Genomic DNA, 25,295 nt, shown 5'->3' with positions numbered 1-25,295 from the left:
GTTGATGTGCTAACATCATGATGCGCCTTCCGGAGAAGTGCTATGCGAACCACGCTGAACATCGATGACGAGGTCCTGCGGGCCGCGCGTGAGATGGCACGACAACAGAACCTTCCGACAGGCGTTGTCGTATCGCGCCTCCTTCGCCGGGCGATGACCGGTGAGACGTCGAGCAGAAGCGCAGAGGAGTCCGCGGACTACCGGGTCGCTGGCTTCCGTCCTTTCACCGGTCGCGACACACCGGTAGACAATGCGTTGATCGATCGTCTGCGCGACGAAGAGGGTGTCTGAGTTGCGCGCGCTGCTGGATGTGAATGTCCTGATCGCGCTCCTGGATTCGGCGCATGTGCACCATCGCGATGCAATGGACTGGCTGCAGCGCGAGAGCGGCCACGGTTGGGCGTCCTGCCCGCTCACCCAGAACGGATGCATCCGCATCATGGCGCAGCCGGGGTATCCCGGTGCCTTCACGGCTGCGGAGGTTGCGGCTCGGCTCGCTGAGGCGGCAGCGGATTCCTCGCATGAATTCTGGCCTGCCGATCGAAATTCGCTCGAGCACGGGACCCTCGATTGGGACCACATACTCGGACACCGCCAGATTACCGATGCGTATCTGCTCGCATTGGCCGTGCACCGAGGCGGACGCTTCGTAACATTCGACCGGAACGTTCCCCTCAACGCGGTCCGTGGCGCCGATGAAACGCACCGGCTCGTACTCCCCGAAAAAGTGTAGGTCGGGTTTTAACCCGACAATGTCGAAGCCGCGGTATCTACCATGCTCACCGGCCATCCACCCGCAATACGCCGAATCCTCCATCCATCACGTATCATGCGCGGTCCGCCCACTGACAAATCTCCTGACGCCGCATGACCCAACCACCCGCATTCGATCCGCACCAGGGTGAACCACGCCGCCGCGTCACCCGTACCACCACCTTCTTCATTATTCTCGCGGCCGTTTCCGCGACAGGCCTCGCATGGCGTGACGGCCTCCCGGAACTGCGCGACGCGCTGCTCCACGCCGGCGAACTGTTCCTGTATATCGCGCCCGTCATCGGCGCCGCGCTGCTGCTGGGCGGGTACATCCAGGCGCTGCTCCCGCACGACAAGGTCGCCCATTGGCTCGGGCCGGGCAGCGGCCTGCGCGGGTATGGCCTCGCGATGCTCGGCGGCATCGTCACGCCCGCCGGACCGTTCGCGGTGTTCCCGATCCTGGTGGGTCTGCGCGCTGCCGGGGCGGGGTTCCCGGTCTGCGTCGTCTACATCACCGCCTGGGCCACGCTCGGCCTGCAGCGGATCGTCGTCTGGGAACTGCCGTTCCTCGGTTTTGATTTCGTGAGCCTGCGCGTACTCGCGTCACTGCCGCTACCGATCGTCGCCGGTCTGCTCGCCGGCACCATCGCGCGACGGGTGAACCGATGACCTTCATCGCCGCATTCGTGTTCGTCGCCGCGGTCATCACCGGTCTGGCCGTTTTCGCGAGCGTGCGCCGTCCCGAGGCGCACGGGGAAGCGCGCGCGGCCGGCCTCGGCTACCTCAAGAGCATCGCCCCGCGCCTGCCGTTCGCGCTCGTCACCGCCGAGTGCCTCGGGCGACTGCTTCCCGCGGACATCGTTTCCGGGTGGATCGGCTCCGGCTCGGGCCTGGCCGGCGTGCTCATCGCCTCCGCCGTCGGCGCGGGCCTGCCCGGCGGCCCCATGCTCGCCTTCCCCTTGGCGATCGCGCTCCAGCGCGCGGGCGCCGGCCCGGAAGCGCTCGTGGCCCTGATCACCGCCTGGTCCCTCATCGCCGTTCACCGCAGCATGATGTTCGAGATCCCCCTGCTGGGCGGCCGGTTCACGGCTTGCCGGATAGCGCTGTGCGTGCCGTTGCCGGTCATCGCGGGTGGATTGGCCGGGCTGTGAGTTCGGCGATCCGAATACCGTGCTCGCCGCGCTGCGATCTTCCGGACCGTGGCCCCGCCGGCTGGCTCCCTTCGGTCGCAAGCCGGCCTACGCCGTGGCGAGTCGCGTAGGCCGGCGTTTATCGAAGACAACAGCCGGCGCCCGGTTCGCACCGCGCCAACCGCCCCACACGTCATTGCGAACGAAGTGAAGCAGTCCAGCGCCTGCAGAGCCGTTACATGCCCGGCCCGCCGACACGAAGTCCACCAGACCAGGATCCCGGGCCGGCCGAGATAACAGGGCGGGGCGTTTCGGGTGAGGCGCAACCGCTGGATCGCCGCGTAGCCTGTCGGCTCCTCGCGATGACAGCGTGAGTCGGTGGCGAGGGCTGAAGGTAGGACATCCGCGCGGCTTCCAAGGCCAGAGGCGTACAGGTAGCATGCAATAACGCGCACGCAGAAGCGCGAGATCCCGGGGGGAGCGAGTATGCTGGGTACAGGGCACCCGTTGGCCGCATTCTGTCTGGGCATCCTGCTCGGGCTTGTCGGCACCCCCGCATTCGCAATGTCGCCCAGCGATGCGGAGCCCTCAGACGATACAACCCCCATTCTCACCGTTGTCGACGACGGCAATACCCGTGAGCTTTCCCTGCGGGACATCGAACGCCTCCCGCTCTACGAGGCCGAGCTGGAGCACTTCGAGGGCCTGACCGGACTGTTCACCGGCGTTCGCCTGGAAGAATTCATCGATGAATTCGGCTTGAGCGACGCCCGGCGTCTGCGCTTCATCGCCGCCGATGACTACACCATTTTCCTGACACCCGAAGAAGTGCGCGAGCGCGGCTTTCTGCTGGTCACGCGCTTCGATGGCGAGCCCGTTCCACCCACGCAGCTCGGCCCCCTGATGCTCGTGGTGCCGGATGAGGAAGAGGCGGTGCTTGCCGGTGAAATCTCACCCACCGAGTGGATGTGGTCCATCATCGAGATCCGGATTCAATGACCCAGCGGCGTTTCCGTGTCCTGCTTCTGGCGGGATATCTCGGTCTGTTCCTGGCGACGGCCGTCGCGATGACGCAGTTCGTTGCGGCCATCAACCAGCATATCGGGAGCGATTACACCGCGGCCGCCAGTAACATCGTCCGTGGCCAGCACGAAGCCGCCAAGCTGCGCCACGCGACCGAACGCTACCTCGCCAATCCCGGGCCAGCGCTCCGCGACCGCATATTGCGCACGTTCAACACGATCGAAAGCCGCGAGGGTACGACCCGCAACTCCTTCGATCTACTGGGCCTGGATACCGGTACGCGCGAGACCGTGGTCGCGGAATTCGAGCGCGTAATCGCGTTGCTGCCACGTGCGCGGGAACTTAGCCGGCAAGCCCTCGATGATCCGGCCGCGCGGGAGGAATTCCGCGAAGTGGCCATGGAAGTCGAGAACAGCCTCGCCTTCGTCTACAGCTCCCTGCACCGGCAGACCCACGCCGCGTCGGCTGCGCAGCAGCGCCTGACCACCTGGCTGGCCTGGGCCGTGATCGCGCTGGGTGGGCTGCTGCTGGTCATCATCGCGGCGCTGCTTTGGGCCGTAGACGCCGTGTTCGGCAAGAACAAAGCGCTCAAACGTCTGAGCCTGACCGATGTCCTCACCGATTTGCCGAATCGCCGCGGTCTGCTCCAGCGCGTTGAGCAGACCCTGGCGCAACACCGTCGCAATGGCCGGCCGGTAAGCCTCGCGCTGCTCGATCTCGACCATTTCAAGATCGTTAACGATCACGAGGGTCATCCGAAAGGCGACGCCGTGTTGCAGCACATCGCCGGAGAGATCGCGCAATCCGTACGCGCCACCGACATGCTCGCGCGGCTGGGCGGCGAGGAGTTCGGCCTGTTAATGCCGGAAACAGGAGAAGAAGGCGCCTACCATCTCTGCGAACGCATCCGCCAGCGGATCGAGGAAATGGAGCTGCCGATGACGAGCGAGGTGAAAAACCTCACGCTGAGCGTCGGCGTTACGACCGTCACAGTGGATGCCGAAACCTCATTCGAGCCGCTCTATGTAGCGGCGGACCGCGCCCTCTACGAAGCCAAGCGCCAGGGCCGCAACCACACCGTCGCACAAACCTGACGACTGAGCTGGATCGCCGCGTCGTCTTTTGGTTCCCCTCGATGAAGTCGAAGGGCGTGCAGCGATGCCGAACAGGAATTACGAACAAAGTAAGAAAGAAACGCCGCCCCGGGGACACTGGGTAGGTCGGGTTTCTCCGGCGCCTTGGCCGTTCCGACTCGCAGGCCACCCTTCCGCCGGGGAATGCCGGCATTGCGTGGTTATATGCCGGGCCCTTATCCGTTGCCGCGGACCGCGCAAAACCGGCCTACGTACCCCCGACAATCCGCGCGCGTTCGCCTGTGGCGAAAACGCGCCTGCCAGATCCGACCCCGGGCGCACGAACTCATTGAACGCGCTTGCGAGACGGGCCCACCACGTATCACGCAGTCACTGTAGGAGCGAGCTTGCTCGCGATCGTCCCCGCACGGCGCATCGGCACCAAACTCGTTTCAGCGTTCCGCCCCCGCCAAAAGACTCCAGACGATTTCACGAGCCTGCCCGGTCACATCGCCCTCATCACCCACCCAGCCTCGCATCGCACTCGCCACCCGCAACTCGACCTCAAGCTCCGACAACGGCTCATCACCACTGATATACCCGTTCTCCCGCAACCACCGATCCAACGCCTCACGCTTGTCGGACTGAAAGCGAGCCACATCACCGGCAGCAAGGCGCTCGATCAACGCTTCGCCGTTACCACCCAACTTGGCATTGAGGTCGACGACCCGATCCATGAACGTCGCACTGACCGCCTCCGAAGCCTCCAGCGCCGCCCGATCCACCGGTCGCCCACGCCCATGCCGCCATGCATGGACCCACGCCTTCACGCCCTCAACCCGCGCGCGCAGCCACGCACGCTGCTCATCACGCAACACGGTATCCGCGGCATCGGACGCAAGCAGCGTCTCAAGCTGGCCGACACGATTCACGCCCAGCTCAATCAATCGCTGCAGAAGCTGAAGATCATCCCGCAGCAGAAAGAACACATGGATGCCCTCGGCCTCACTCCAGGGATCGATCGGCGGCACACCGATTTCCACCGCGTACGCCTCCGGCGAGTAACCGTCTGGCGAGGGCACAACCGGCCGCTTCGCCGGCGCCAACGCCTCCGCCGCATCAATCGCACGCTCGCGCCCACGCCGCTCTGCCAGATAGATACAGTGCGCCTCCGGATCAAACTCCGCCCAGTACCGCGCATCATCGGGCTGCGCCGTCAGGTAGAACACCTGCCGCCGATCGTCCCGCGCCAGCACGGTCAGGCTCTCGGCAACCGCCCGGAAGCGTTCCGGATCCGCCGTGGTCAACGCCTCATCCAGAATCAACGGCAGCCGCGTGGTCCCACGCTCCGCACTCAACGCAAAGGCGATCCGCACCGCGAGCAGCAACTGCATGCGCGTACCACTGGACAGTTCCGACAGCCGCCGATGCTCACCGGAAGTGGTCTCCCGCGCCGCGAACCGCGTCCCACCATCACCCGCGAAGATCAGCTCATACTGGTAATGCGTGAACCGCTTGAACCACTCCCGCGCCTGCCGCAGCGCTGCCGGCTGCACCGCCTGCTCGTGCTCCGCCTCGACACCCTCGAGCAGGAACTGGCCCGCCTCGGCGTACAGCGCCTCGTCCAGGCGATCTTTCAGACGCTCCCGCGCCTGCTGATGCTGGGCCCGGGCCGCTTCCAGCGCCCGTTCATGGCCGGCGCGTTCGAGATCACCGGTAATCCGCGTGATCTCCTGGATCAGTCCTTCCAGACTGTCGGCCTGTTCGCGCAGCGTGTCCCGCCGACTGCACAACGCGTTTTCGTCTTCGTCATCGACCTGCTGCAGAAGATCGTCACGCTCAGTGAGATGCTCCTGCCGGTCGATTTCCAGTCTGCGGGTATTATTCAGTTCCTTCGTCAACGCCTGCCAGTCCTCCAGCCGTTCCATGCGCTGGCGCAGCGCGTCGTCATCACCCGGCTTCAGCCCAGCGCCCTCGAACACGCTTCGGATCTTCGGTCGGATCCTTTCGATTTCGTGATCCAGCCCCTGCATCTCCCGATCGGCCTGATCGATGTCCTGCCGTGCCTGTTCGCGCTGGCGCAACCGGGCGGCGAGGCGATCAAGCCGGTCCGCGAGCGCGTCGGCACCCGGCTGTTCGATGTCCGGGGCCTCACCGTGTTGCGTGAGGAACGTCAGCAGCTGCTCGCGAAACCGCTCCGCGTCCGCCGCAAGACGTTCGTGTTCGGCCCGCAGCGCCTCCACGTTGCGCCGCGCCTGATCCCAATCCGCGACCAGTTTCAGCCACCGCTGCAGGGATGCATCCAACTTTTCCGGGTCGTGCCCGACCCTGGCGGCGATCCCGCGCAGGCGCTCATCGACTGCCGCCAGCGCTTCACGCCTGGCGTCCCGATCCCGGGCGACCACGCGGCGGCGCTCGATACCGCGATCCTCCTGCTCGGCCTCGACCACGGCACGGTCCAGCGCCGCGAGCCGTTCCTCGACCCGTACCGGATCCCATTCCTCCGGCGGCGCCTCTCCGCTCTCCCGGAACCGTGCTTCGGCCTCGCGGCGCCGGGTGTCGCCGGCGGCCGGGCGCAGGATGAGGATGTATCCGCCGAAGGCCAGCGGCAGGAAAAGGCCGAACAGCCAGCGGTGCACTTCTAGACCGGCAAGTGTGATGCCGGCGATGGCCGCACCGAGTGTCGCCAGCACCGCCAGGATCCGCGTCGCTGTCCATGCCGGCTTGCGCGGCGCGGCGAGCCAGCGCAGCAGTTCGCCGCGGGCCGTGCGCAGTTGCCCCGGGTCCGGATCGGGCGCATCGCCGGTGGGCAACTGATCCAGCTCGTGCGCGAGGCCGCGCAGGGCCGAATCGAGTTGCCGCTTCTCCTCGAGCGCCTGCTCGACTTTCCCGATCGTCGCCGGCTCCAACCGGACCGTCTGACCGGGCTCGCCCCCAAGCGCCTCGACCGCCTGCGCAAGCGTCGCTTCCGCTTGCGCCCATTCCGATTCCTTCTGCTCCAGCTGTGTCTCGATTTTCTGGAGTCGGTTCAGGGCAGGGCGATGATCGCCGAGCGTGCCCTCATCGAGTTCGGCATCGGCCAGCCCGGACTGATGCAGCGCTGCCTCCGCCGAGGCGCGTCGGTCTGCGGCCTCCTGGCGATCCGTCTCCAGCTGCTGCAGGCGCTCGCGCAGTTCCGCAAGCGTGTCCGGCTCATCGCCCCGCAGCCGCTCCATCCCCTCGGGGAACGCCTGCAGTTGTTGCTCGAGCACGCGGCGCTGGCGGCGCTTCTCGAGCAGATCGAGCGCACGATCATGAAGATCGGCCTCACGGCCCGCCGTCTCGGCCTCCGCCTTCTGCGCCCGCAGCGTCTCGAGCCGAGCCTCGTCCCGCTGCAGTTGCTGCTGCGCCTGCTGGCGTCTGCGCAGTTCCTGATCCGCCTCGGCCAGCTCGTTGGCCTCTTTGCGGCCGTGCGTCGACTTGAGCCGGAACGGTTCGGACTCGCGCACGCCCCGCAGGTCGTAGCCGCCGGCCAGTTCGCGGGCCAGGCGCTCGGCGATCTCCGTGTCGGTCTCGTGCGCGTCGTCCAGCAGGTCTTCCACGCCGAGCGTGTAGCAGGACAGGAACCGGCGCTCCGGCAGGGCGGGGGCCTCGGCGGCGCTGCCGTCGCGCTGCCAGTGCAGATCGTCGCCGACGCGCAGCGCGGCCAACGAGCCGCCGGCATCCTCGTCGTCGAATGTCGCTTCCACGTGCACGCCGGCATGGCGTGACTCTTCACGGTAAAGCGCGGCGCGCAGGGCCCGCACCAGGCTGCTCTTGCCCGAGGCATTGGGCCCGACGACGACGTTCACGCCCGGCGCGAAGTCGTCGAGCGTGAACCCGGGGCGGATGCCGGGCAGGCGGGCGATGTGCAGGGAACGCAGCCTCACGGGCGCGACTCCTGCTGCTGCAGCAGGCTGTCCAAGGCCTGCAGCGCGGCCGCCTCCAGCGTCGCCGCGATCCGCTCATCGTCGGGCGGTTCCGCGCCGAGCGTGTTGTAAGGCCGCTCTCGCGGCACGGCGACCATCCGCTCACGCGCGGCCGCGATCAGTTCCCGACGGCCTTCCGTATCCTCGCCGCGCAGCAGGATCAGGCGGCGCGCCAGCAACGCGACCGGATCAGTCCCCTCGGCCGCCGCTTCCAGATCGATCGCGGGCAGCACCTCCAGTCGCCAGTCGTGCACGAAGTACACGATGCCGTCGCGCTCGTGTACGCCCGCCCGCGGATCGTCGGCGTTCAGGCTGCGCTCGATCGCCGCGCGCAGATCCGAGCGCCCGGTCAACCGGAGCCGGCAACCGACCGCGTCCGGGCGATGCGAAGCGGCACCCACCTCCGCGTGGCACTGCTCGATCGCCTCGGTAATCAACCGGTGCACATCCTCGGCAGCCTCCAGCCCGTCCACCGGCACATCCAGCTCCGTCCAGCGCAGCGGCGCCAGCGCCACCTGCTCCATGGAGAGTTGCCCATCGCCAGCAACCTCCAGCAACCACGGCCCGTGAGTACCGGGCTCGCCCGGATCCAGTCCGGTCAGCGAACCCAGATAACCGCTCGGCCGCTGACCCGACAGATCATCGGGCTTATGGATATGACCCAGCAGCCAGGCATCCACGGGCGCCTCGCGCAGCTCCGAAGTGCGTACCGGTGCATAGCTGCTGTCCAGCTGGTCCCGCTCGCAGTGCAGCAGCCCGATGGTCGGCATCGCATCGCGTTCGGGCAGCCCTGAACCGAGCGGACTCGTGCGCACGATTCGATCGGGGAACGACCAGCCCAGAACCCGCACCCGGCTGCCATCACCACCGGTAAGTACCTCCGCCTGCCAAGTCCCACTGGCACCGAGCAACTCGAACGAAGGCACCCCCTCGGCCAGCCGCGGCAACACCTTCACATCATGGTTGCCGGTAACCCCCAGCACCCGGATACCGGCATCCGTAAGCTGCTCCACGCCCCGCCGCAGATCCGGATAGGCCTCGTGGAAGTCATCCTCCTGCTCGACCACATCCCCGGCCAGCAGCACCGCGTCCACGCCCTGTGCAACGGCAAACTCGATCGCCCGCGCCCAGGCACCGGCCGGGCCCAGCTCATGCCCACCAAGCCGCTCGACGACCGGGGAGGGCACCCGGGACGGCTGGCGGCCAAGGTGGATGTCGGCGATGCAGAGGAGTTTCACAGAAGCTTTATTCCGATGGATGCTCGCGCAGCTTGCCTTGGTAGTCCGCGAAGGCCAAGAGCGGGAGGTGAAACCGCCGGTTTTCAGACATTAGGCCTGTGTCAATCTGTCATCAGGACAATTGATTATCTAGCAATCATTCGACTGGGCGGTGCTTTTTCCCTTAAGCGCATGTTCGAAGAGCAGCTCAACGCAGGCCATACCACTCCGCCAACTGTTGATTCATTTTGAGTCGCATTCGCTGGTGTGCGAGCCCTTCGAACAGCGACTCCAGATTCTGACTCTTCGTCACCATCGGTAGTGCCGCTTCGGCCTCGGTAAAGAACTGTTCTTCACGCTCTGTGCCGATGAAGGCGTCATTCCACCATTGCAGCATTCGGGCTCGCGAGGACTGCAACAGCGGGGCTGCCGGAATCTTTTCGCCTTTGCGCGCGTTGGCCTCGGTTGTCGCGGGCAGCAGATTCCAGAGGTCGTTATTGCTCCAGCGGGACCACGGGAAGCAGTGGTCCACGTCATACGCGCGTCGTAACAGGCTGCTGTCGCTCCAGATGCAGCGAACGTCTTGGCGGTCTTGCACGCGCTGTTCGACCAAGCGGCGCACGGGTGTTGTATCGCGGCGGCCTTCTTCCCATCGCAGGGCGTTCTGGAATACATCGCTGTTGTAGCGGACTCCGTTGTAGCCCTGCATGAGTTCGGACCATTCGTTTACGATGGCTGGATCAAGCCAGCAGGCGTAACGGCTGCAGCAGTCCCAGAGTGCGGCGGGCACACGGAAGCGGCCGAATCGTGTCAAGGTCTCGCGGTCGAGCATGAACGATCCGGGTTTGATACGGACCGGTTTTGGATCCGTCTGGAAAATCTGGCGCTCGCTGCCCGGGTGGGTGATGTAGTGGGCCGGCATATTGGTGATGGTGCGACAGGCGTCGCGCACGGCGCGCAGCACGGTGGCGGCGAATTCTCCCTTTACAGGTCGACCGGCGCTCAGGTCGAGCGGTGAGACATCGGCGAGGGCGTGGAAGTCGTCGCTCGCGAAGGCGTAGTTCGCTCTTCCGGGTAACTGGCGCAGCTCGTGCCGGAGGATCAGCGGCTGGTAGAGCTTGATCCAGTAGAGGCCGACCAGGCCGAGGGGGATCTCGACCCACTCGTCCGTGCGCTTGAGTACCATGCCGGGCACGCTGTCGGCTATGCGGGTAACCGCCCGCAGGAGTCCGAGCTTGTAGGTGGATGATTTGTCATCGTTGACGATGATGTGGCGCAAAAGCGGGAGCCCGCCGGTGCCATCGTCCGGGAGGCGGAAAACGAGCGTCTCCCACCATACGTCGTCGCGCCCGAGTTGGTCGTCCTCGCGTTCGGCGTGCAGCGTGACCAGTGCACGCCGGCGCGCGAGCGTTTCGAGTTCGTCGCGGTCGGTTTCGTGGAAGCTCCGTTCGTCGTGACTGGGACCGTGGCGCAGTGTGATTACGAGCGTACCGCCCGGCGCGAGCAGGTCGGCAAGTACGCGAAAGGCGCGTTCGCGCTGCGCGGGCGCCACGTGCATCCATACCGCCGAGACCAGTATGAGGTCGAAGCGGTAACTGTGCGCGCGCACCATGGCCAGCTCCGGAAGCCGGTCGGCAGCCCATTGGATCCCATATCCGGTGGTCGCCTGCTCGCCCATGGCGCGCAGCCTGTCCGCAGGCTCCGCCGCCAGCACTTCCCATCCACGCTCGGCCAGTGCAATCGCGTCGCGCCCGGTGCCTGCGCCTACATCGAGGGCGAATCCGGGGCGTTCGGGCAGATGTAGCAGCCACGCACGGTGGAGGTCCTCGAAATCGAGCCCGTGATACTGCGCGAAGAAGCGCTCCGCGTGTTCGGAGTAGATGTCCGCCATGGCGGTAGGGGCCGTTGAGGTGATGCGCTCGGTTTGCCGGGGAGTCTGCGCGCGATTACTCGTCGATACTGGACATCCGAGGTATAGGCGTCAAACCGTGATTCTCTGAGTTGCTCGCTGCCAGGGGGATGGGGTGTTGTCCGGGCCCGACAGCTGCTGTCGCGAGCGCGAGATAGAGTCACCCGCTGTCCGCCGGGGAGTGAAATGCTGCTTAACCCGCCGTCGCTGTGGCGGGGAGAGGGCTGTGCGGGACCGAACCAGGGAGATTTTATGCATTCGGACAATTGGGCACTGCGCGAGGATGGCTATCTTTCTACGCTGTATTTCGCCTATGGGGCGAACCTCAATCGGACCAACATGCGCGAGCGTTGCCCGGCAGCTGTTCCGTTCGGCGCGTATTATCTGGAAGGCTTTCGGCTCGTTTTTCGCACCGTTGCAGATATCGAGCCGGTGGGTGGCGAAGGCGTTCATGGCATGCTCTGGCACATTACGCCCGCGTGCCTGCGGGCACTGGATATCTTTGAAGGCTATCCGACGCACTACGATCACTGGTTCTTCGAGCGTGAGGGTGGTGGCGAGGTGCTTTGTTACAGGATGAAGGAGGGCGGCTATGGTGTCCCGCCTCGCGGTTATTACGAGACGCTGCGGCAGGGGTATGAGGATTTCGCTTTGCCGCCGGAGCAGCTTTGCCGTGCTTACGCATTGGCGAAGGAGTGCGAGGATGCGGTATTGCTGTGATGGGTTGGGCGTTCAGGGGAGGCTCTGATCTGTCGGGCTGGAAGCCCGACCTACATCTTTTGTCGACCTGCTACGTATATTTTTGATCAAAGGTTCCTTGGCGTGTGGGGTGGACGCCGGTGCCGCGTGCAACCTGTGCGAGGGGAGCGGCGAAGCCTGTTACTTCTGGCTTGGTTAGTGTGAATGTTATGGATATTTTGACGCTGGTATTGATCGGGATTCAGATCGGTGTGATTGGGGCGGTTTCGGGCCTGGTCGCGCCGATTGTGTTCAAGGCGTTGGAAGCGAGTGCGGCGGGGGCTTTCCTGCGGCGGCTTTTCCCGCGGTATTTCGTGACTGCGGCGGTCCTTGGGTTGATTGCGTCGGTGGCGGCGGTGTTTGGTGACCATTTGGCTGCTGCCGCGCTTCTGGGGCTGGATGGGCTCTGCTTTGTTGCGGCGCGGGGGTTGGTGCCGGCGATCAATGCGGCGAAGGATCGTGGGGATTCCTCGTTTGCTCGGCTTCATCTGTTTTCGGTGTTGCTGAATATGGGTGGGCTTTTGCTGGCGGTTGTGGCGGTGGGAGTGGTCGTTGCGCTGTAGGTGGGTGTTTCGGATCTTTGTCTTCTCTTGAATATATCTCCGGCCTCGCTGTTGGGCTCTTGGCTGCGGGGGAGTGGATTATGGCACGGCCCCCTGCGGCAACGTGGGCTTGATTGGTTCCAGCGTGTTTACGGTCAGCTTGCCGGCAAGAGCCTCGTGTCTCCCTGTCGGATCGGCCGGCTTGTTGGGTTTCCTTCGTCAACCCAACCTACGTGGGTAGCTGCGCTTTGTTCTCGATTACGGGTCGGCTGTTGGGGCGTCTGGTTCGGGGACGCTGCAGCCGAGTTCGCGGCTGAGGGAGGTTACGGCGGCGGCTCGGGTGGCGTCGTGGTGGGTGTTGCGGTTGAGGGACGACCACATGGAGTGGTGGCGGGCGCGGCGCAGGGCGTGGGGGAGGCGTGTGGGTTCGGTGCGTTCTGTTGTTGTCGTGGTCAGTGCGGTGCGGTTGGCGTGACCGCGTTTGATGAGGGCGGTGAGCAGGTCGGTCTGGCGGCGTGCGAGGAGTTGCAGGGCGGCGTCGTCGATGCCGAGATGGCGGTAGCCGCGCAGGCGGTTGTATGTGCGGGGGCCGAGGCCGTGGACGAGGCTGGCGCCGGCGCCGGCCAGTGTGCCCGCGAGTGTTCCGGCGCCCAGTGAGAGTCCGCCGGTGGTGAGATCGAATGCGGCGCCGCCGCCGACGCCGGCGCCGAGGTAGCCGCCGGTGCGGATGCCGTAGTGGCGCAGGGTTTCGGGGTCGAACGGGTCTTGGCGCCACTCGCCGCCGCTGAGGGGGAGGTTGTCGCCGCGATAGTCGGTGTCGCCAAAGCGGTAGAGGTCGAGGAGGGTCTCGACACAGCCCTGTTCGCGGCGGCGGACCGCGGTCTGGATCTCTTCCAGTGCCTGCTCGCTTTCGTGCACGGGTACCGTGCGGCTGCAGGCGGCGGCATCGATGAGCAGTTCGGCGATCGCGGTGAGGGCGGCCTTTCTGCGCTCGGCTTCTTCGTGTTTGCGGTGGTCGAGCCACTGGTCGAGCAGGGGCGCGAAGGCGTCGAGCTGGGCGCGGAGTTTGCGGTACAGGCGCCACTCGGTCGCCGGGTCGCGCACGGCGGCATCGAAGTCGACCACGGTGTGCAGCCCCAGTCCGGCGAGTGCCGTACGCCATTCCTGCTCGCGGCTCTCGGGTGATGCGGTGAAGTTGAGCACGACCACGATCGGTCGGGCGCAGTCGCCGAGAATGGCGAGTTCATCGCGGTATTTCTCGAGTACGGGTTCACGCGCGTCGAGGACGTAGAGCGCGACGTCGATCTTCTCCATCAGTTCGAGTACGTGGGCTTCCTGATCGAACCGTGTCCTTGCGCGTGGGTCGTCCAGCAGTTCGCGGATGCGTGCCGGGCCGTCGTGGCGATTCGCGCGGCGCTGTTCGAGCCAGTCGAGCAGTTCCGGGGCGTTCTCGAGGCCCGGGGAGTCGTGCAGCAGGATCAGTGTCTGGCCGCCGGCGGTCAGCGGGGCGCTCAGGACGGCGCGGGTCGTGCCGCCGCGGTCATCGACCTCGCCGAAGTCGTTGCTGCGCAGCAGGGTCCGCACGAGCGAGGTCTTGCCGGCGTTGGTGTGGCCGACGACGGCCATCTGCAGTGGCGTTACGTCCGTAGTCATTCGTCGTGCCCCGCGATCCAGCGCTGCAGTTGGGCGATCGCCGCGGCGTCCGGGTATTCGGGGTCGAACTCGACCGCCTTGCCGCCGACGCGGGCGGCCAGCGCCTGCCAGTCCGCCCGGCGCGCATCGATGTTGCCTTCGCGGCGTGTCAGTGCGGCGCCGTCGGTGAGCACCAGCAGGGGGAGTGTCCCGGCGGCATCGGCGGCGCGGTCGATGAAGCGTTCGTGGCCCTGGTCCGGCGTGCGCAGGAGCGAGCACAGCACCAGCAGTGCGGGTGGCGGCGCGTCCAGCGCCTGCAGGGCGGCGAGGATCTGTTCGCGGCCGGCGCGGTCGTCGACCCGGCCGACCACCTGCACGTCGATGCCGGCGATCGTTGGTGGCCAGGGTTCGTGTTCCAGTTCGATGCCGACCAGCAGGGCGCGACCCTGCGGGTTGGTCGGCCGGCTCCGCGGCGCACGATGTGAGCGTGCTGGCGCTTGCTCGGTGGATTCCGGCGTGGTCGTCGGTGCGAGTGAGCCCGACAGGCGCAGATAACCGGGTTGGGCGGTGTCGAGCGTCAGGCGCCACCAGCCGATTGTGGCCGCGGCCGCGCTCGCGATCAGGCCGAGGATCCGTGGCCCGAGGCCGTAGACGCCGATGACCGCGAGCAGGAACCACGCCCAGCGGCCGCGCCCGTCGCCCGGTCCCGTACCCTCGCGCGCCGCCAGCAGCCAGTCCGGTTCGACGGGCTGCATGAGGCCGAGGGCGACGAGTGGATCGGCCAGGCCGTTGAACAGGGTCACCATCGTGGTGTCGTTGAGCAGGGTCGTGCCCCAGACGAGGTCGTACTGAACGACGCTGAAGTACAGCACCAGCGTGACCAGTGCCGTGAGCAGGTAGGCGATCCAGAATGCATGCGCGAGGCAGCCCAGCAGCCAGCGGCCCGGGGTGGTGCGCAGGAAGCCACCGGCGGCCTCGAGCACGTCGCCGGCATGCGCGCTGGTCAGTACGCGCGGGCCGAGGCGGCGGCAGGCGGTGGCCAGCAGCGCGCCGGCAATGCTCCCGGAGGCCCCGCGGCCGGCACCGGTTATGACCACCGCGAGCCAGCCCGCCAGCATCAGGGTCGGCATCAGCAGCAGTGCGGCGGCTGCCAGCAGGAAGTCGATCTGTCGCGCGTCCACGCTTGCGCTCGCGGCGAGCACGCCGGTGGCAGCGGCGAGGAGCAGCAGTCCGGCGGCGAACAGGCGTGAGAGGCGGCCGAGACGCGCGATATCCGCACGCACGGCATCGGCGCCCGGCAGCGCGCGGGCCCGGAGCGCGATTCTCCGGGCGAGGCCTGCTTCCGTGGATGCGCCGGCGCGCGTGGCCACGTGGTCGTCGCGGCGGCGACCATCGCGCTCCTCGCCGAGGCGAACGGTCTCGGCCAGCAGCCAGTCTCCGATGGAAACGGTCTCACTTCGCGGCAAACGGACACTCCCGGATCAGGCTGCTGCATGGTACATCGTGGGGGAGCCATCGACATGCAGGGGCGTTGGGGCGGATTGCGGGAAGGGGTGATCTGGTGATGGGGAGTGATGTCGTGTTGGCGCAACTGTAGATTCTCGGGGCGCTGATCTGTCGGGCTGGAAGCCCGACCTACGGTTCTTTTCGGGTGTTCGTGGTGGGTTCTGGGCAGGGCCTGGCCGCCTGTCGGTGGCTGGCGCGGTGATGCGCTCTTGGCGCATCGCCTCCGGCTTCCCCTGCATTCGGGCTACCGGCCAGTCCCTTGCGCCCGTGGGTAGCGATCTCTCGTCTCGTTCGTCGTTCAGCGGGGAACTTCCGATACTTCGAGAACGGCCGCGATCTTTTCTCCGTCCCAGCGATAGTAGAAGTGGCGGCCCTGTACGCAGGGGCCGACGAGCGCCGGTGGCCGGAACACGCCCGCGCACTCGCCACCGGCGTGGTCGCGGACGCTGTTGTAGACCACGCCCCAGCTCGATTCCGCTCGGAGGAGGTCGCCGAGTGCCTGTGGCGCCGTGTAATCGTGCGGGTCGTAGACCGCGGGCCATTGCGACTGCTGTCCGCGCAGATCGTGGAGATGGGCGTGGAGCGGTGCGAGGTACTCGCGCATCTCGAGGTCGATCGGTTCGAACCCGCCCTGGCGCAGGAAACGTTCGCGATGGTAGACGGTCTCGGCGATCGCGGTGGCGGGGCTGGCGGTGCAGTAATAGACCCCGACCTCGCCAGCGCTGAAACGTGATATGCCGGGATGGGTGAAGGCCGCCATGATCGGTGTCGTGCCCGGTCCGGCGATGCGGTCTTCCGGATGGACGAGATCGAGATCTCCCGCCTCGTCGGTCAGTCGCTCGTTGGTCTGCGATTCGAGTTCGAGCACCCATTCGAGGTCTTCGGGCGAGGCCACGTCGTCGAAGACGCCCACGGGGGGATAACGACTGGAGACGATCCGTACTGACTGCGTCCAGTCGACAAGGCTGAGCGGCAGTTCGCTCGGGGACGGGATCGACACGTTTACCAGCCACGCTCTCCGTCGAGCCAGCGGCGGACCCGGTAGAGGTCGGAGACGCGGCCGCGCAGCATGACGTCGAGCGGCGTGGCGCCGTGGCAGAGCGGGGAGGTGTTCTCCCGGCGCAGGAACAGGCGCCGCTGGCGTTCGTCCGGTACCAGGATCTGCAGCGCCTTGTAGATGCCCAGGATGTAGGACAGGCGTTCTTCCAGGTCACGGCTTACCGTCGCGCTGCCGGGCGCCTTCTTCCACCGATGATAGGTGGAGCGCGATACGCCGCCCAGCAGGATCCGGCCCTCGTCGACGGTGATCCGGAGCTTGTCGAAGATATTGAACACGGTCCGAAGGCCGGCTTCGGCGCGGCGGTCTTCGTCGGTCGGTGACCGGGTCGGCTGGTCGAGGGCGGCTGCACGGGCCATCGTGGCGATCCCTGTGGATAAGGCCTGATGGCAGAATAGCAAAGTATCCTGCAATGGTACATATTCGGCGATCTGACTCGCAGTGAGACTCGACGGTACAGCCGCAAGTATCACGCCGTATCGGGCCCGGGTCCTGAGCCATCCGCTCCGCGCGGGCCGTCAACTGCTGGCGTGGAGCCCCATCTGCCAGAAGGCGGCTTCGAGCTGTACGGCCTTGGTGAAGATGCCCTTGAGTTGTGGCCACCGGGGTGACTGCGCCGGGTCGTCGCCGATGCGGCGCGCGGCGACGCGGTCGATATAACGCATCGCGGCGCGGCTGACCTCCTGGAATTCCTCGCCGCCGTACATCTCGATCCAGTCGCGGTACGGGTTGCCTTCGAGCACGGTGTTCGGGTCGGCGAGCAGCCGCGCGCCGATCTCGCCATAGCCGCAGGAGCACGGGGCGAGGGCCACGAGCAGATCGAGCTGGTCGCCGGCCATGCCCGTATCCAGCACGTAGCGCGTGTAGTTGAGGTTCGCCGGGTCCTCGGGTGTCGCCAGCATGTCGTCCTCGCTCAGGCCCCACTTCTCGCAGTAGTCGACGTGCAGCTTCATCTCGGTGTTGAGCAGGGCGTCGACCGCGCCGGCCGCCTCGCGCATGTCGGCGAGCGTCTCGCTCTTGTAGACGGCGAGGGCGAAGGCGCGCGTGTACTGCGCGAGGAAGAGGTAGTCCTGAATCAGGTAGTGGCGGAAGCACGGCGCGGGCAGCGTGCCCTTCGCGATCTGGTCGACGAAGGCATGCTCGGTGTACGCCTGCCAGGCCTGCGGGCAGGCGGCTCGGAGCAGCCCGACCGTGCTGTTGGCCTCGATCGGGCCCGGAATGGTGAATTCGGTCATGGTGTTGCGTCGGTTCGGTTGCTTCGCGTGTTCGCCCCTCATGTTGTGGTGGGTGCGGGGTTTGTGTCGACCGTTGGCCCGCCGTGTGGCGCCGCGGGGCATGCGGGATGTCGATGTCCCGGATTCCGCCTGCAGTTGCATCCGGGCTACGTGGGACGGGGCAGGGTGCACCGGTACTTGGCAGCGGCGGGGTTCCGACCCAGGATCGAAGCTGGAGGAACACTTCTCCCGACAACCCCGATTCGGGGAAGGAGGTCGACGTGCGTATCACCCTCTCACTGATCAAGGCCGATGTGGGATCGATCGGTGGGCACACGCAGCCGTCCGGGCCCATGCTCACGGCGGTGCGCGAAGCGGTGGACGGAGCCGTCCAGTCCGGCATGCTGCTCGATGGCTTCGTGTCCTGCACCGGGGATGACATCGCCATCCTGATGAGTCACACCCGGGGCGAGAACGCCCCGGAAATCCACGAGTTCGCCTGGAATGCCTTCCTGTCCGCGACCGAGCGGGCCCGCGAGGCGGGTCTCTATGGCGCCGGGCAGGATCTGCTGACGGACGCGCCTTCGGGCAACGTGCGCGGTGCCGGGCCAGGCGTCGCCGAACTCGAGTTCGAGCACACGCTGGAGAAGCCGCGGCCGGCGGAGTCGTTCATGGTGTTCGCCGCGGACAAGTGCGGCCCCGGTGCCTACAACCTGCCGCTGTATTTCACGTTCGCCGACCCGATGTATTGCGCCGGGCTCATGCTGCCCAAGATGATCAAGGGCTTCACGTTCCGCATTATCGATATGGAGCGCACGGACGCGGACTGGGTAATCGAGCTCAATGCGCCCGAGGACGCCTACCACATCGCGGCGCTCTTACGGGACAACGAGCGCTACGCGATCGAGAGCATCCATTCGCGGACGTATGACGCCAAGGCGGTGAGCGTCTCGGCGCAGCGGCTGCACGCGATCGCCGGTGAGTACACGGGTAAGGATGATCCGGTCGCCATCGTACGCAACCAGGGTATCTTCCCGGCTCCGGAGGAGTTATTGCTGCCCTATGGCAAGGCCCACTACGTCGGCGGCGATGCACGCGGTTCGCACAACATGCCGCTGATGCCGGTGCCGACGAATACGCCCGTGACCGGTCCGTACTGCCTGCCCGTGGTGAGCTGCCTCGGGTTCTCGCTGGATGCCGAGGGCCGCTTCTCGCACGAGGCCGCGGACTTCTTCGACAACCCGGCGTGGGAGACCACGCGGCACAAGGCGCAGCAGAAGGCCTTCGAGATGCGCGACCAGGGCTGGTCCGGGCCGGCGATGCTGCCCTATAAGGAGCTGGAGTACGGCGGCTTCCGCGATACGCTCGAGGCGTTGTCGGAGCGGTTCGAGGCGCGAGGTTGAGCCTCGGCGCAGCGGATCGACATGGCCCCCAGGTAGGTCGGCTTGCGACCGAAGGGAGCCAGCCGGCGGTGAGGGCACGGAGATGCGGGTTGCCGGCTGTTGCCTTCGGCAAAAGCCGGCCTACGGAGCGTGTGGGTTGCCTGGACATCGAACGGGATGAGTGACGATGCGGATCTGTACGATCGGCTATGAGCGGGCCGCCTTCGAAGATTTTGCGGCGACGCTGGTTGCTGCAGGCGTGACGTCGGTAATCGACGTACGCGCGGCGCCGCATTCCCGCCGGCGCGAGTTCGCGTTCAAGCACCTGGGGCCGGAGCTGGCGGAATACGGGATCGGCTACGAGAGCTGGCCGGAGCTGGGTACGCCGGCGGAGGGCCGGGCCGCGGCGAAGCGGGGGGATATGGCGGGTTTTGCGCGGATATTCGAGGAACAGCTTGCCAGTGGGGCTGCAAGGACGGCGCTGGATGCGCTGCTTGAACGGATGGCCGTCGATCGGCCGTGCCTCATGTGCTATGAGCGGGATCCGGCGCATTGCCATCGCACGTTGATCGTGGAGCGGTTGCGGGCGCGCGCGGAGGTGGATGTGCGGGATCTGTTCGTGGAGTCGTCGAGTACGTGATTCCGCTTACGGGGGAATCCGGATACCGCGAGGCCGGCATAGGGCGTACCCTGGGATCAGCTTTGGGCAGAAGCTGATTCGTTTAGCTTGGGGGGGCGGTTCTCGCCCCCGCTTTTTCCCCTCCTGTATCGGTTGCGCACGACGGGCATAATCGGTGTTGTCGCGTCGTGTTCTCCTCGCGGGCGTCCTGCCGGTCGCCAGGCGCACCCGCTGCGCGCTTCGATCGCCGTCCCCGGACTGACGCGCGTTCCCCCTGATCGTTCGATCGGGGCCATTCTGGATTGGAGATTGCCGGTATGCAGGTGTTGCCCGTCACGTTGGGACTGATCGCCATCACGGTCGGGATTTCGCTGTTTGCATGGCAGCAGCCGGGCTGGATGCAGCGATTGATTTACTGGCCACCGGCGGTGAATCGAGGGGAGTGGTGGCGGTTGCTGACGCACGGGTTTATTCACGCGGATGGCGCGCATCTGTTCGTGAATATGCTGGTGCTGTTCTTCTTCGGCTCGACCATGGAGCGGGTACTGACCGGGCCGATCGGGTCGGTCGGGTACGCCCTGTTCTATCTGGGCGGGATCGTGGTGGCGATCCTGCCGACGCATTTCCGGCATATGCGGGATTCTTCCTATCGCAGCCTGGGCGCTTCGGGGGCGGTTTCGGCGATGCTGTTCGCCTACATCCTGTTGCAGCCCTGGTCGATGCTGATCGTGATGGTCGTGCCGATGCCGGCGATCGTGTTTGCGGTGGGGTATGTCTGGTATTCCGTGTGGGCGGATCGGCGGGCCGGTGACAATGTGAATCATGGGGCGCACATGGCGGGTGCGGCGTGGGGTGTCGTGTTCATGCTGGCTCTGGAGCCGCGGTTGTTGGCGCGGTTTGTCGAGCGCTTGGCGAATCCGCCGTGGTTGGGGTAGCCGGGTTTCGGGGCGATCCGTGGACCTGGAGATGCGGTACAGCGGCTGCGCGCGTTCGGACGGAGCCCGAAAACGCGCCTACGGTGGGGCGGTCATCTCGCGGGTTGTGGAGGCGCGTAGGGCGGCTTTTCCGGCGGGGGACGGCCGGCATTTTGTCCCCGGAATTCCATGACGGTTGATGTGCGTTTGAGCGTGGTCGTGCCGGCGCATGATGAGGCGGAAGAACTTCCGGCCACGCTCGCAGGATTGCACGCCGGGTTGGTCGCGGCCGGTGTCGGGTACGAGATCCTCGTGGTCGATAACGCGTCGACGGATGAAACGGCCGGTGTGGCTGTGGAGGCCGGGGCGCGGGTGGTGCATGAGCCATATCGACAGATCAGCCGGGCGCGGAATACCGGCGCGGCGGAGGGGTTGGGTGAGTGGCTGCTGTTCGTGGATGCGGATACGTGGCCGTCGCGGGCATTGCTCGAAACCGCGTTGCGCCTTCTGGATGAGGGGGCCTGTGGCGGCGGCGCGATCGTGGCGATGGATGCGCTGCCGAACCGCGTCTATCGATGGGGTGTTGTGGCCTGGAATCGCCTGGCGCGGTGGATGGACCTGGCGGCCGGGTGTTTCGTGTTTGTCCGGCGTGATGCGTTCGAGGCGGTGGGTGGGTTCGATACGCGGTATTTCGCGGGCGATGAGGTGATTCTTTCGCGGCGGCTGCGGCGTTGGGGGCGGATGCATGGACGGCCGTTCGTGGTTATCGACGACCCACCGGTGGCGACCTCGTCACGCAAGGCGGAGTGGTTTTCGCCGGCGCAGCATCTTCTGACGATGTTGATGGTGGTGTTGTGCCCGCCAGTCATGCGGAGTCGGCGATTGATGTGGTTCTGGTATCGGCGGTCGGGTCGGAAATGTGGATCACGCGAGCGCGGGGAAAACCTCAGGTAGGCGCGTTTTCGCCGAAGGCGAACGCGCGCATTGCGCGTTTTCGGACTCTCAAGCGCTTCCGGCGTGCCGCGCGCATTCGACCGGTGCGGTGGCGCCGGTCGAAGACGCGCCTACGATCCGCGGCCGGTCGCCAAGCGGTTTTGCAAGAACGTGGGCCGGGCTACGGGGTCAGTCGTGTTCCGAGCTGGATTCCGAACGGGGTGCGGGATTGGGGAATTGGAACGAACTGTAGCGCACGACGAGGTTCGCCAGGGCGAGCATCAGGATGGCGCCGCAGACGTACAGGATGTCCATGCTGGGATCGTGGCTTTGCTGGACATCGTCCAGCAGCATGCGCACGAGGGCGGTGATGGCGACGTAGATCAGGAAGCGCACCGGCATGTGCTGGGTCTTGAAGTAGATGCCGACCATCGCGCCGAGTTCGAGGTAGATGAACAACAGCAGGATGTCGTGGATCGAGGCGCCGCCCGCGAAGGCCATGTCGAGGAAGGCCATGACCGCGGACCAGACGATGGTGCCGCCGATGGCGAACAGGGCGAGATAGTGGAAGCCATCGACCAGGAAGTTGCCGACGGTGTCGGAAGTGCTGTGGAGTTTCCGGTCCAGGGCGTTGGTCCGGCGTTCGAGCTTGGCCATGATGTCCCTCCCGCGCGTGTTGTCCCGCGTGCGCCCGGCTTCCGTTCCGCCGGTGGCTGGTGTCCGTTGCCGGGCGCCGCGGTGGTCGTGCTCAGTCGTCCGCGAAGCGGATGTTCGGGAAGCCGGTCGGCAGTGCGTCCTTGCGCGTCAGGCCGGCTGCGGTCCGGCGGGCGATCTCGCGGTACGTGATTGCCGTCTGGCTGTCCGGGTCCGCGATGACCGTCGGCTCGCCGCTGTCCGCCTGGATGCGGATGGCGCTCTGGATCGGCAGCTGGCCGAGCAGCCGCACGCCGTAATCCTTCGCCATCTGCGCGCCGCCTTCCTCGCCGAAGATCGCTTCGGCGTGTCCGCAGTTGCTGCAGATGTGCATGCTCATGTTCTCGACGATGCCGAGGACGGGCACCGAGACCTTCTCGAACATCTTGAAGCCCTTGCGGGCGTCGAGGACGGCGATGTCCTGGGGCGTGGTGACGATCACGGCGCCGGCCAGCGGGACCTTCTGCGCCAGCGTGAGCTGGATGTCGCCGGTACCCGGGGGCAGGTCGACGATCAGGTAGTCGAGGTCGCCCCAGTTGGTGCTGTAGAGCATCTGCTCGAGGGCCTGGGTGACCATCGGGCCGCGCCAGATCATCGGGCTCTCGGTATCGACCAGAAAGCCGATCGACATGGCTTTGACGCCGTGGTTTTCCATCGGTTTGAGGATCTTGCCGTCGGTGCTCTCCGGCTTGCCCGAGATGCCGAGCATCTGCGGCTGGCTGGGGCCGTAGATGTCGGCATCGAGTACGCCGACACTGGCGCCTTCCGCGCGCAGGGCAAGGGCCAGGTTCGCGGCGGTGGTCGATTTGCCGACGCCGCCTTTGGCGGAGGCCACGGCGATGACGTTCTTGATCTTCTCGAGGCTGTTGGATTCGGTCTGGACTTCACCCGCGACGATCGTCGAACTGAAGCGGATGTCGGCTTTGGAGACGCCCTCGACCGCCTCGATGTGCTCGCGCAGGGCGGCGGTGCGCTCTTCACGCACGGTGTTCATCGGGAAGCCGACGCTGATCTCGACGCGGACGTTGTCGCCGTAGATGTCGATGGCGTCGACGCAGCCGCCGTCGACGTAGTTCTGGTCGAGATCCGGGTCCGTGAAGCCGGCGATGGCCTTCTCGATCTGGTTGCGGTCGGGTTCGCTCACTGCGGGTGGCCTCCGTGATGGTGTTGTGCGGTGATGGTCGCGGTTGTGCCGCTCCGGGCCTCGGGACATGGAGGGGGCCGGGGATTGATTGCGCACATGGTACCAGTCTCGGCGGTATGGGGCTGCGGGCGCGTTGGTGGGGGTGGAGGTGCCGGCATTGCCCGGCGCCAGGGCGCGGAACGGATTCGAGCGGGAGGGGACGCCGGGCAAAGCCGGTCTACGTTGGTTTCCTCCGGCGTGATCATCATTGCGAGCGAAGTAAAGCAATCCAGCGCCTGCAGGGCGTTGGGCGCGTGTCGCCGGATAAGGGTGTCTTGCGGATTTGGCCGGGACTGCCGTGAGGCGCCACGCACGGTTACATGCGGTGCAATTGCTGGGTTGCCGCGGTCGCTTCGCTCCCTCGCAACGACGGGCCGGTCGAGTCGAGTGCGTAGGCCGGTTTGCGACCGTAGGGAGCCAGCCGGCGATTTCGCCATGGTGACACCGGGCTGCCGGCTGTTGCCTTCGGCAAAAGCCGGCCTACGTGTGGTGCGGATGCGGGGTGAACGGGCGGGCGAATGCGTTAAGGTTGCGTGGTGTTGGTTTGGCGTGGAGTGATGTGATGGAGGTGCCGGCGTTGCCGTCCGGGATCGAGCTGGTGCAGCTCGAGCGGGGGGAGAGTGTGCGGGAGGAGGCCATTCGGCGGGCGCGCGAGGGCGCGGCCGAGGGCATGTTCGTGGTCGTGGAGTCGCCGTCGCGGGCGTACGCCCGGCACGGCCGGGAATGGCTCCTGCCGGACGATCCGGGGCTGCATGGCGCGTTCGTGCTGCGGCCGGAGCTGCCCGCCACGGAATGCGTGGAGCTGGCCACGGTGGCGGCGGTGGCGCTGGGATCGGCCGTGAGCGAGTTCGTGCAGCCGATGACGGAGCTGCATTACCGCTGGCCCAACGATGTCCTGCTGAATGCGGGCAAGGCGGCCGGCGTGTGGATGGATGCCGGCGGGTCGCCGGAGTCGCTGGACTGGCTGGTGATCTCCTGGGTGTTGAATACGGCGTCGTCGCCGGACTCTCTGGGCCACGATGCGGCCTCGATTGCCGTTGAGGGGGCTGCGGAGACGTTTGATCCGGGTGAGATCGTGCGCGCCATCGCCCGGGAGTTCGTGGCCTCGATCACGACCTGGGATCAGACGGGATTCGAGCCGGTGTTACGGCAGTGGAGCGTGCGGATTCCCGTGGGGGATTCGACCGCGGTGGAATTGCATGATGGTGAGCGCGTCGAGGGTGTCGTGGAGCGGATCGACGAACATGGCGGGCTGGTGTTGCGCACAGCAGATGGTGAGCGGTCGCTGGCTTTGAACGACTTCTACGGGTTGCCGACGGAGACGGTATGAGTGTGGAGCCGGGTGTGCGTTGCGTGGAACCGGATCTGGGAGACGTGCCGATCCATCGTGACCAGGGCGGCGATTACGCGCTGGACGATATTCCGGAGCTGTTCAACCTGGGGCGGCTGGAATCGGGCCCTGATGATGCCGTCGTTCGTGTGGCGTTGAGCGCGGACGAGATCCGTGAACTGAAGGTGATGTCGGATGCGTACAGTTTCGATTTCGAGGTCGGATTGATTGATCTGTGCGTGGATCTGTATCGGTTTGCGAGTGAGCGGCGGGAGAAGGCGTTCGTTTTCGAGCAGACGTTTTAGCGGGGACGGATGGCAGGGCTAAGGGCTAAGGGCTAAGGGCTAAGGGCGGAGCCGTTCGTAGGCGCGTTTTCGCCGAAGGCGAACGCGCGCGGTTATGTTTCTGCGCGGAATCTATCGCCGGGACGCGCCTACGCGGCGAATTCTGAACCGTGGTTGCCGGTGCGATCGCGAGCAAGCTCGCTTCTACAGGGAAAG

General features: G+C 66.1%; 24 protein-coding genes. 14 read left to right on the top strand and 10 right to left on the bottom strand.

Features of this window, described 5'->3' with window-relative positions; translation table 11 throughout:
- The first annotated feature begins 42 nt into the window (after positions 1-42).
- The 6 genes from A0W70_RS15010 to A0W70_RS14985 all read left to right on the top strand — a co-directional run bounded on the left by A0W70_RS15010 (position 43) and on the right by A0W70_RS14985 (position 4,000).
- On the top strand, positions 43-291 hold the full coding sequence (locus A0W70_RS15010; protein ID WP_070989904.1) for a hypothetical protein: 249 nt from the start codon (positions 43-45) through the stop codon (positions 289-291).
- Positions 284-733 (top strand): TA system VapC family ribonuclease toxin, encoded by a 450-nt coding sequence (locus A0W70_RS15005; RefSeq protein ID WP_245675897.1) that lies wholly within the window; start codon positions 284-286, stop codon positions 731-733. Before A0W70_RS15010 ends, A0W70_RS15005 begins: the two co-directional genes overlap by 8 nt.
- A gap of 134 nt (positions 734-867) precedes the next feature.
- The gene (locus A0W70_RS15000) at positions 868-1,422 is read left to right on the top strand and encodes a permease (protein WP_070989900.1); all 555 of its coding nucleotides are present in this window, start codon (positions 868-870) and stop codon (positions 1,420-1,422) included.
- Positions 1,419-1,904 (top strand): hypothetical protein, encoded by a 486-nt coding sequence (locus A0W70_RS14995; RefSeq protein WP_070989898.1) that lies wholly within the window; start codon positions 1,419-1,421, stop codon positions 1,902-1,904. Before A0W70_RS15000 ends, A0W70_RS14995 begins: the two co-directional genes overlap by 4 nt.
- A 465-nt stretch (positions 1,905-2,369) precedes the next feature.
- Positions 2,370-2,882, top strand: coding sequence for a molybdopterin-dependent oxidoreductase (locus tag A0W70_RS14990; RefSeq protein WP_070989896.1), 513 nt, complete (start codon positions 2,370-2,372; stop codon positions 2,880-2,882).
- A complete protein-coding gene (locus tag A0W70_RS14985; RefSeq protein ID WP_070989894.1) occupies positions 2,879-4,000 on the top strand; it encodes a GGDEF domain-containing protein in 1,122 nt (373 codons plus the stop codon). Before A0W70_RS14990 ends, A0W70_RS14985 begins: the two co-directional genes overlap by 4 nt.
- 431 nt (positions 4,001-4,431) lie before the next feature.
- On the opposite strand, the gene A0W70_RS14980 is transcribed toward A0W70_RS14985, so the two are convergent.
- From A0W70_RS14980 to A0W70_RS14970, 3 genes are all read right to left on the bottom strand, one after another.
- Positions 4,432-7,887 (bottom strand): AAA family ATPase, encoded by a 3,456-nt coding sequence (locus A0W70_RS14980; protein ID WP_070989892.1) that lies wholly within the window; start codon positions 7,885-7,887, stop codon positions 4,432-4,434.
- Entirely contained in the window at positions 7,884-9,164 is a 1,281-nt protein-coding gene (locus tag A0W70_RS14975) for a metallophosphoesterase family protein (protein WP_070989890.1), read from the bottom strand. The genes A0W70_RS14980 and A0W70_RS14975 overlap by 4 nt, the downstream gene beginning before the upstream one ends.
- Before the next feature lie 187 nt (positions 9,165-9,351).
- Positions 9,352-11,034, bottom strand: coding sequence for a class I SAM-dependent methyltransferase (locus tag A0W70_RS14970; protein ID WP_070989885.1), 1,683 nt, complete (start codon positions 11,032-11,034; stop codon positions 9,352-9,354).
- Positions 11,035-11,304: 270 nt separating this feature from the next.
- On the opposite strand from A0W70_RS14970, the gene A0W70_RS14965 reads away from it, so the two are divergent.
- The gene (locus tag A0W70_RS14965; protein WP_070989882.1) at positions 11,305-11,772 is read left to right on the top strand and encodes a gamma-glutamylcyclotransferase family protein; all 468 of its coding nucleotides are present in this window, start codon (positions 11,305-11,307) and stop codon (positions 11,770-11,772) included.
- 188 nt (positions 11,773-11,960) lie between these two features.
- Complete coding sequence (locus A0W70_RS14960) at positions 11,961-12,353, top strand: DUF4149 domain-containing protein (RefSeq protein WP_070989880.1); 393 nt, start codon at positions 11,961-11,963, stop codon at positions 12,351-12,353.
- A 237-nt stretch (positions 12,354-12,590) separates the two neighbouring features.
- Here the strand turns inward: A0W70_RS14960 and A0W70_RS14955 are convergent, their stop codons facing one another.
- From A0W70_RS14955 to tenA, 5 genes are all read right to left on the bottom strand, one after another.
- The gene (locus A0W70_RS14955) at positions 12,591-13,985 is read right to left on the bottom strand and encodes a GTPase/DUF3482 domain-containing protein (protein ID WP_070989878.1); all 1,395 of its coding nucleotides are present in this window, start codon (positions 13,983-13,985) and stop codon (positions 12,591-12,593) included.
- Positions 13,982-15,430, bottom strand: a complete 1,449-nt coding sequence (locus A0W70_RS14950) for a DUF2868 domain-containing protein (RefSeq protein ID WP_070989877.1) — start codon at positions 15,428-15,430, stop codon at positions 13,982-13,984. The genes A0W70_RS14955 and A0W70_RS14950 overlap by 4 nt, the downstream gene beginning before the upstream one ends.
- Positions 15,431-15,768: 338 nt before the next feature.
- Positions 15,769-16,470 (bottom strand): RES family NAD+ phosphorylase, encoded by a 702-nt coding sequence (locus tag A0W70_RS14945; protein ID WP_245675896.1) that lies wholly within the window; start codon positions 16,468-16,470, stop codon positions 15,769-15,771.
- A 2-nt stretch (positions 16,471-16,472) separates the two neighbouring features.
- A complete protein-coding gene (locus A0W70_RS14940; RefSeq protein ID WP_083331053.1) occupies positions 16,473-16,886 on the bottom strand; it encodes an antitoxin Xre-like helix-turn-helix domain-containing protein in 414 nt (137 codons plus the stop codon).
- Positions 16,887-17,045: 159 nt separating this feature from the next.
- On the bottom strand, positions 17,046-17,762 hold the full coding sequence (tenA, locus tag A0W70_RS14935; RefSeq protein ID WP_083331052.1) for a thiaminase II: 717 nt from the start codon (positions 17,760-17,762) through the stop codon (positions 17,046-17,048).
- A gap of 260 nt (positions 17,763-18,022) precedes the next feature.
- Between tenA and A0W70_RS14930 the strand changes: the two genes are divergently transcribed.
- From A0W70_RS14930 to A0W70_RS14915, 4 genes are all read left to right on the top strand, one after another.
- Complete coding sequence (locus tag A0W70_RS14930; RefSeq protein ID WP_070989876.1) at positions 18,023-19,144, top strand: fructose-1,6-bisphosphatase; 1,122 nt, start codon at positions 18,023-18,025, stop codon at positions 19,142-19,144.
- A 166-nt stretch (positions 19,145-19,310) separates the two neighbouring features.
- Positions 19,311-19,763: a DUF488 domain-containing protein gene (locus A0W70_RS14925; protein ID WP_070989875.1), complete on the top strand. Its 453-nt coding sequence runs from the start codon at positions 19,311-19,313 to the stop codon at positions 19,761-19,763.
- Positions 19,764-20,059: 296 nt separating this feature from the next.
- Entirely contained in the window at positions 20,060-20,677 is a 618-nt protein-coding gene (locus A0W70_RS14920) for a rhomboid family intramembrane serine protease (RefSeq protein ID WP_070989874.1), read from the top strand.
- Between the two features lie 168 nt (positions 20,678-20,845).
- Positions 20,846-21,610, top strand: coding sequence for a glycosyltransferase (locus tag A0W70_RS14915; protein WP_070989872.1), 765 nt, complete (start codon positions 20,846-20,848; stop codon positions 21,608-21,610).
- A gap of 168 nt (positions 21,611-21,778) precedes the next feature.
- On the opposite strand, the gene A0W70_RS14910 is transcribed toward A0W70_RS14915, so the two are convergent.
- On the bottom strand, positions 21,779-22,246 hold the full coding sequence (locus A0W70_RS14910) for a phosphate-starvation-inducible protein PsiE (RefSeq protein ID WP_070989870.1): 468 nt from the start codon (positions 22,244-22,246) through the stop codon (positions 21,779-21,781).
- Between the two features lie 91 nt (positions 22,247-22,337).
- Positions 22,338-23,426: an iron-sulfur cluster carrier protein ApbC gene (gene apbC, locus A0W70_RS14905; protein WP_070989867.1), complete on the bottom strand. Its 1,089-nt coding sequence runs from the start codon at positions 23,424-23,426 to the stop codon at positions 22,338-22,340.
- Positions 23,427-24,027: 601 nt separating this feature from the next.
- Between apbC and A0W70_RS14900 the strand changes: the two genes are divergently transcribed.
- Together A0W70_RS14900 and A0W70_RS14895 are read left to right on the top strand one after the other, a co-directional pair.
- Positions 24,028-24,795 (top strand): biotin--[acetyl-CoA-carboxylase] ligase, encoded by a 768-nt coding sequence (locus tag A0W70_RS14900; protein WP_070989866.1) that lies wholly within the window; start codon positions 24,028-24,030, stop codon positions 24,793-24,795.
- The gene (locus A0W70_RS14895; RefSeq protein ID WP_070989865.1) at positions 24,792-25,100 is read left to right on the top strand and encodes a hypothetical protein; all 309 of its coding nucleotides are present in this window, start codon (positions 24,792-24,794) and stop codon (positions 25,098-25,100) included. Before A0W70_RS14900 ends, A0W70_RS14895 begins: the two co-directional genes overlap by 4 nt.
- Positions 25,101-25,295 lie beyond the last annotated feature (195 nt).

The organism is Halofilum ochraceum, from assembly GCF_001614315.2.
GTDB classification, from domain to species: domain Bacteria; phylum Pseudomonadota; class Gammaproteobacteria; order XJ16; family Halofilaceae; genus Halofilum; species Halofilum ochraceum.
The sequence above is the reverse complement of the archived record's forward strand: the minus strand, read 5'-3'. Positions and strand labels throughout refer to the sequence as shown.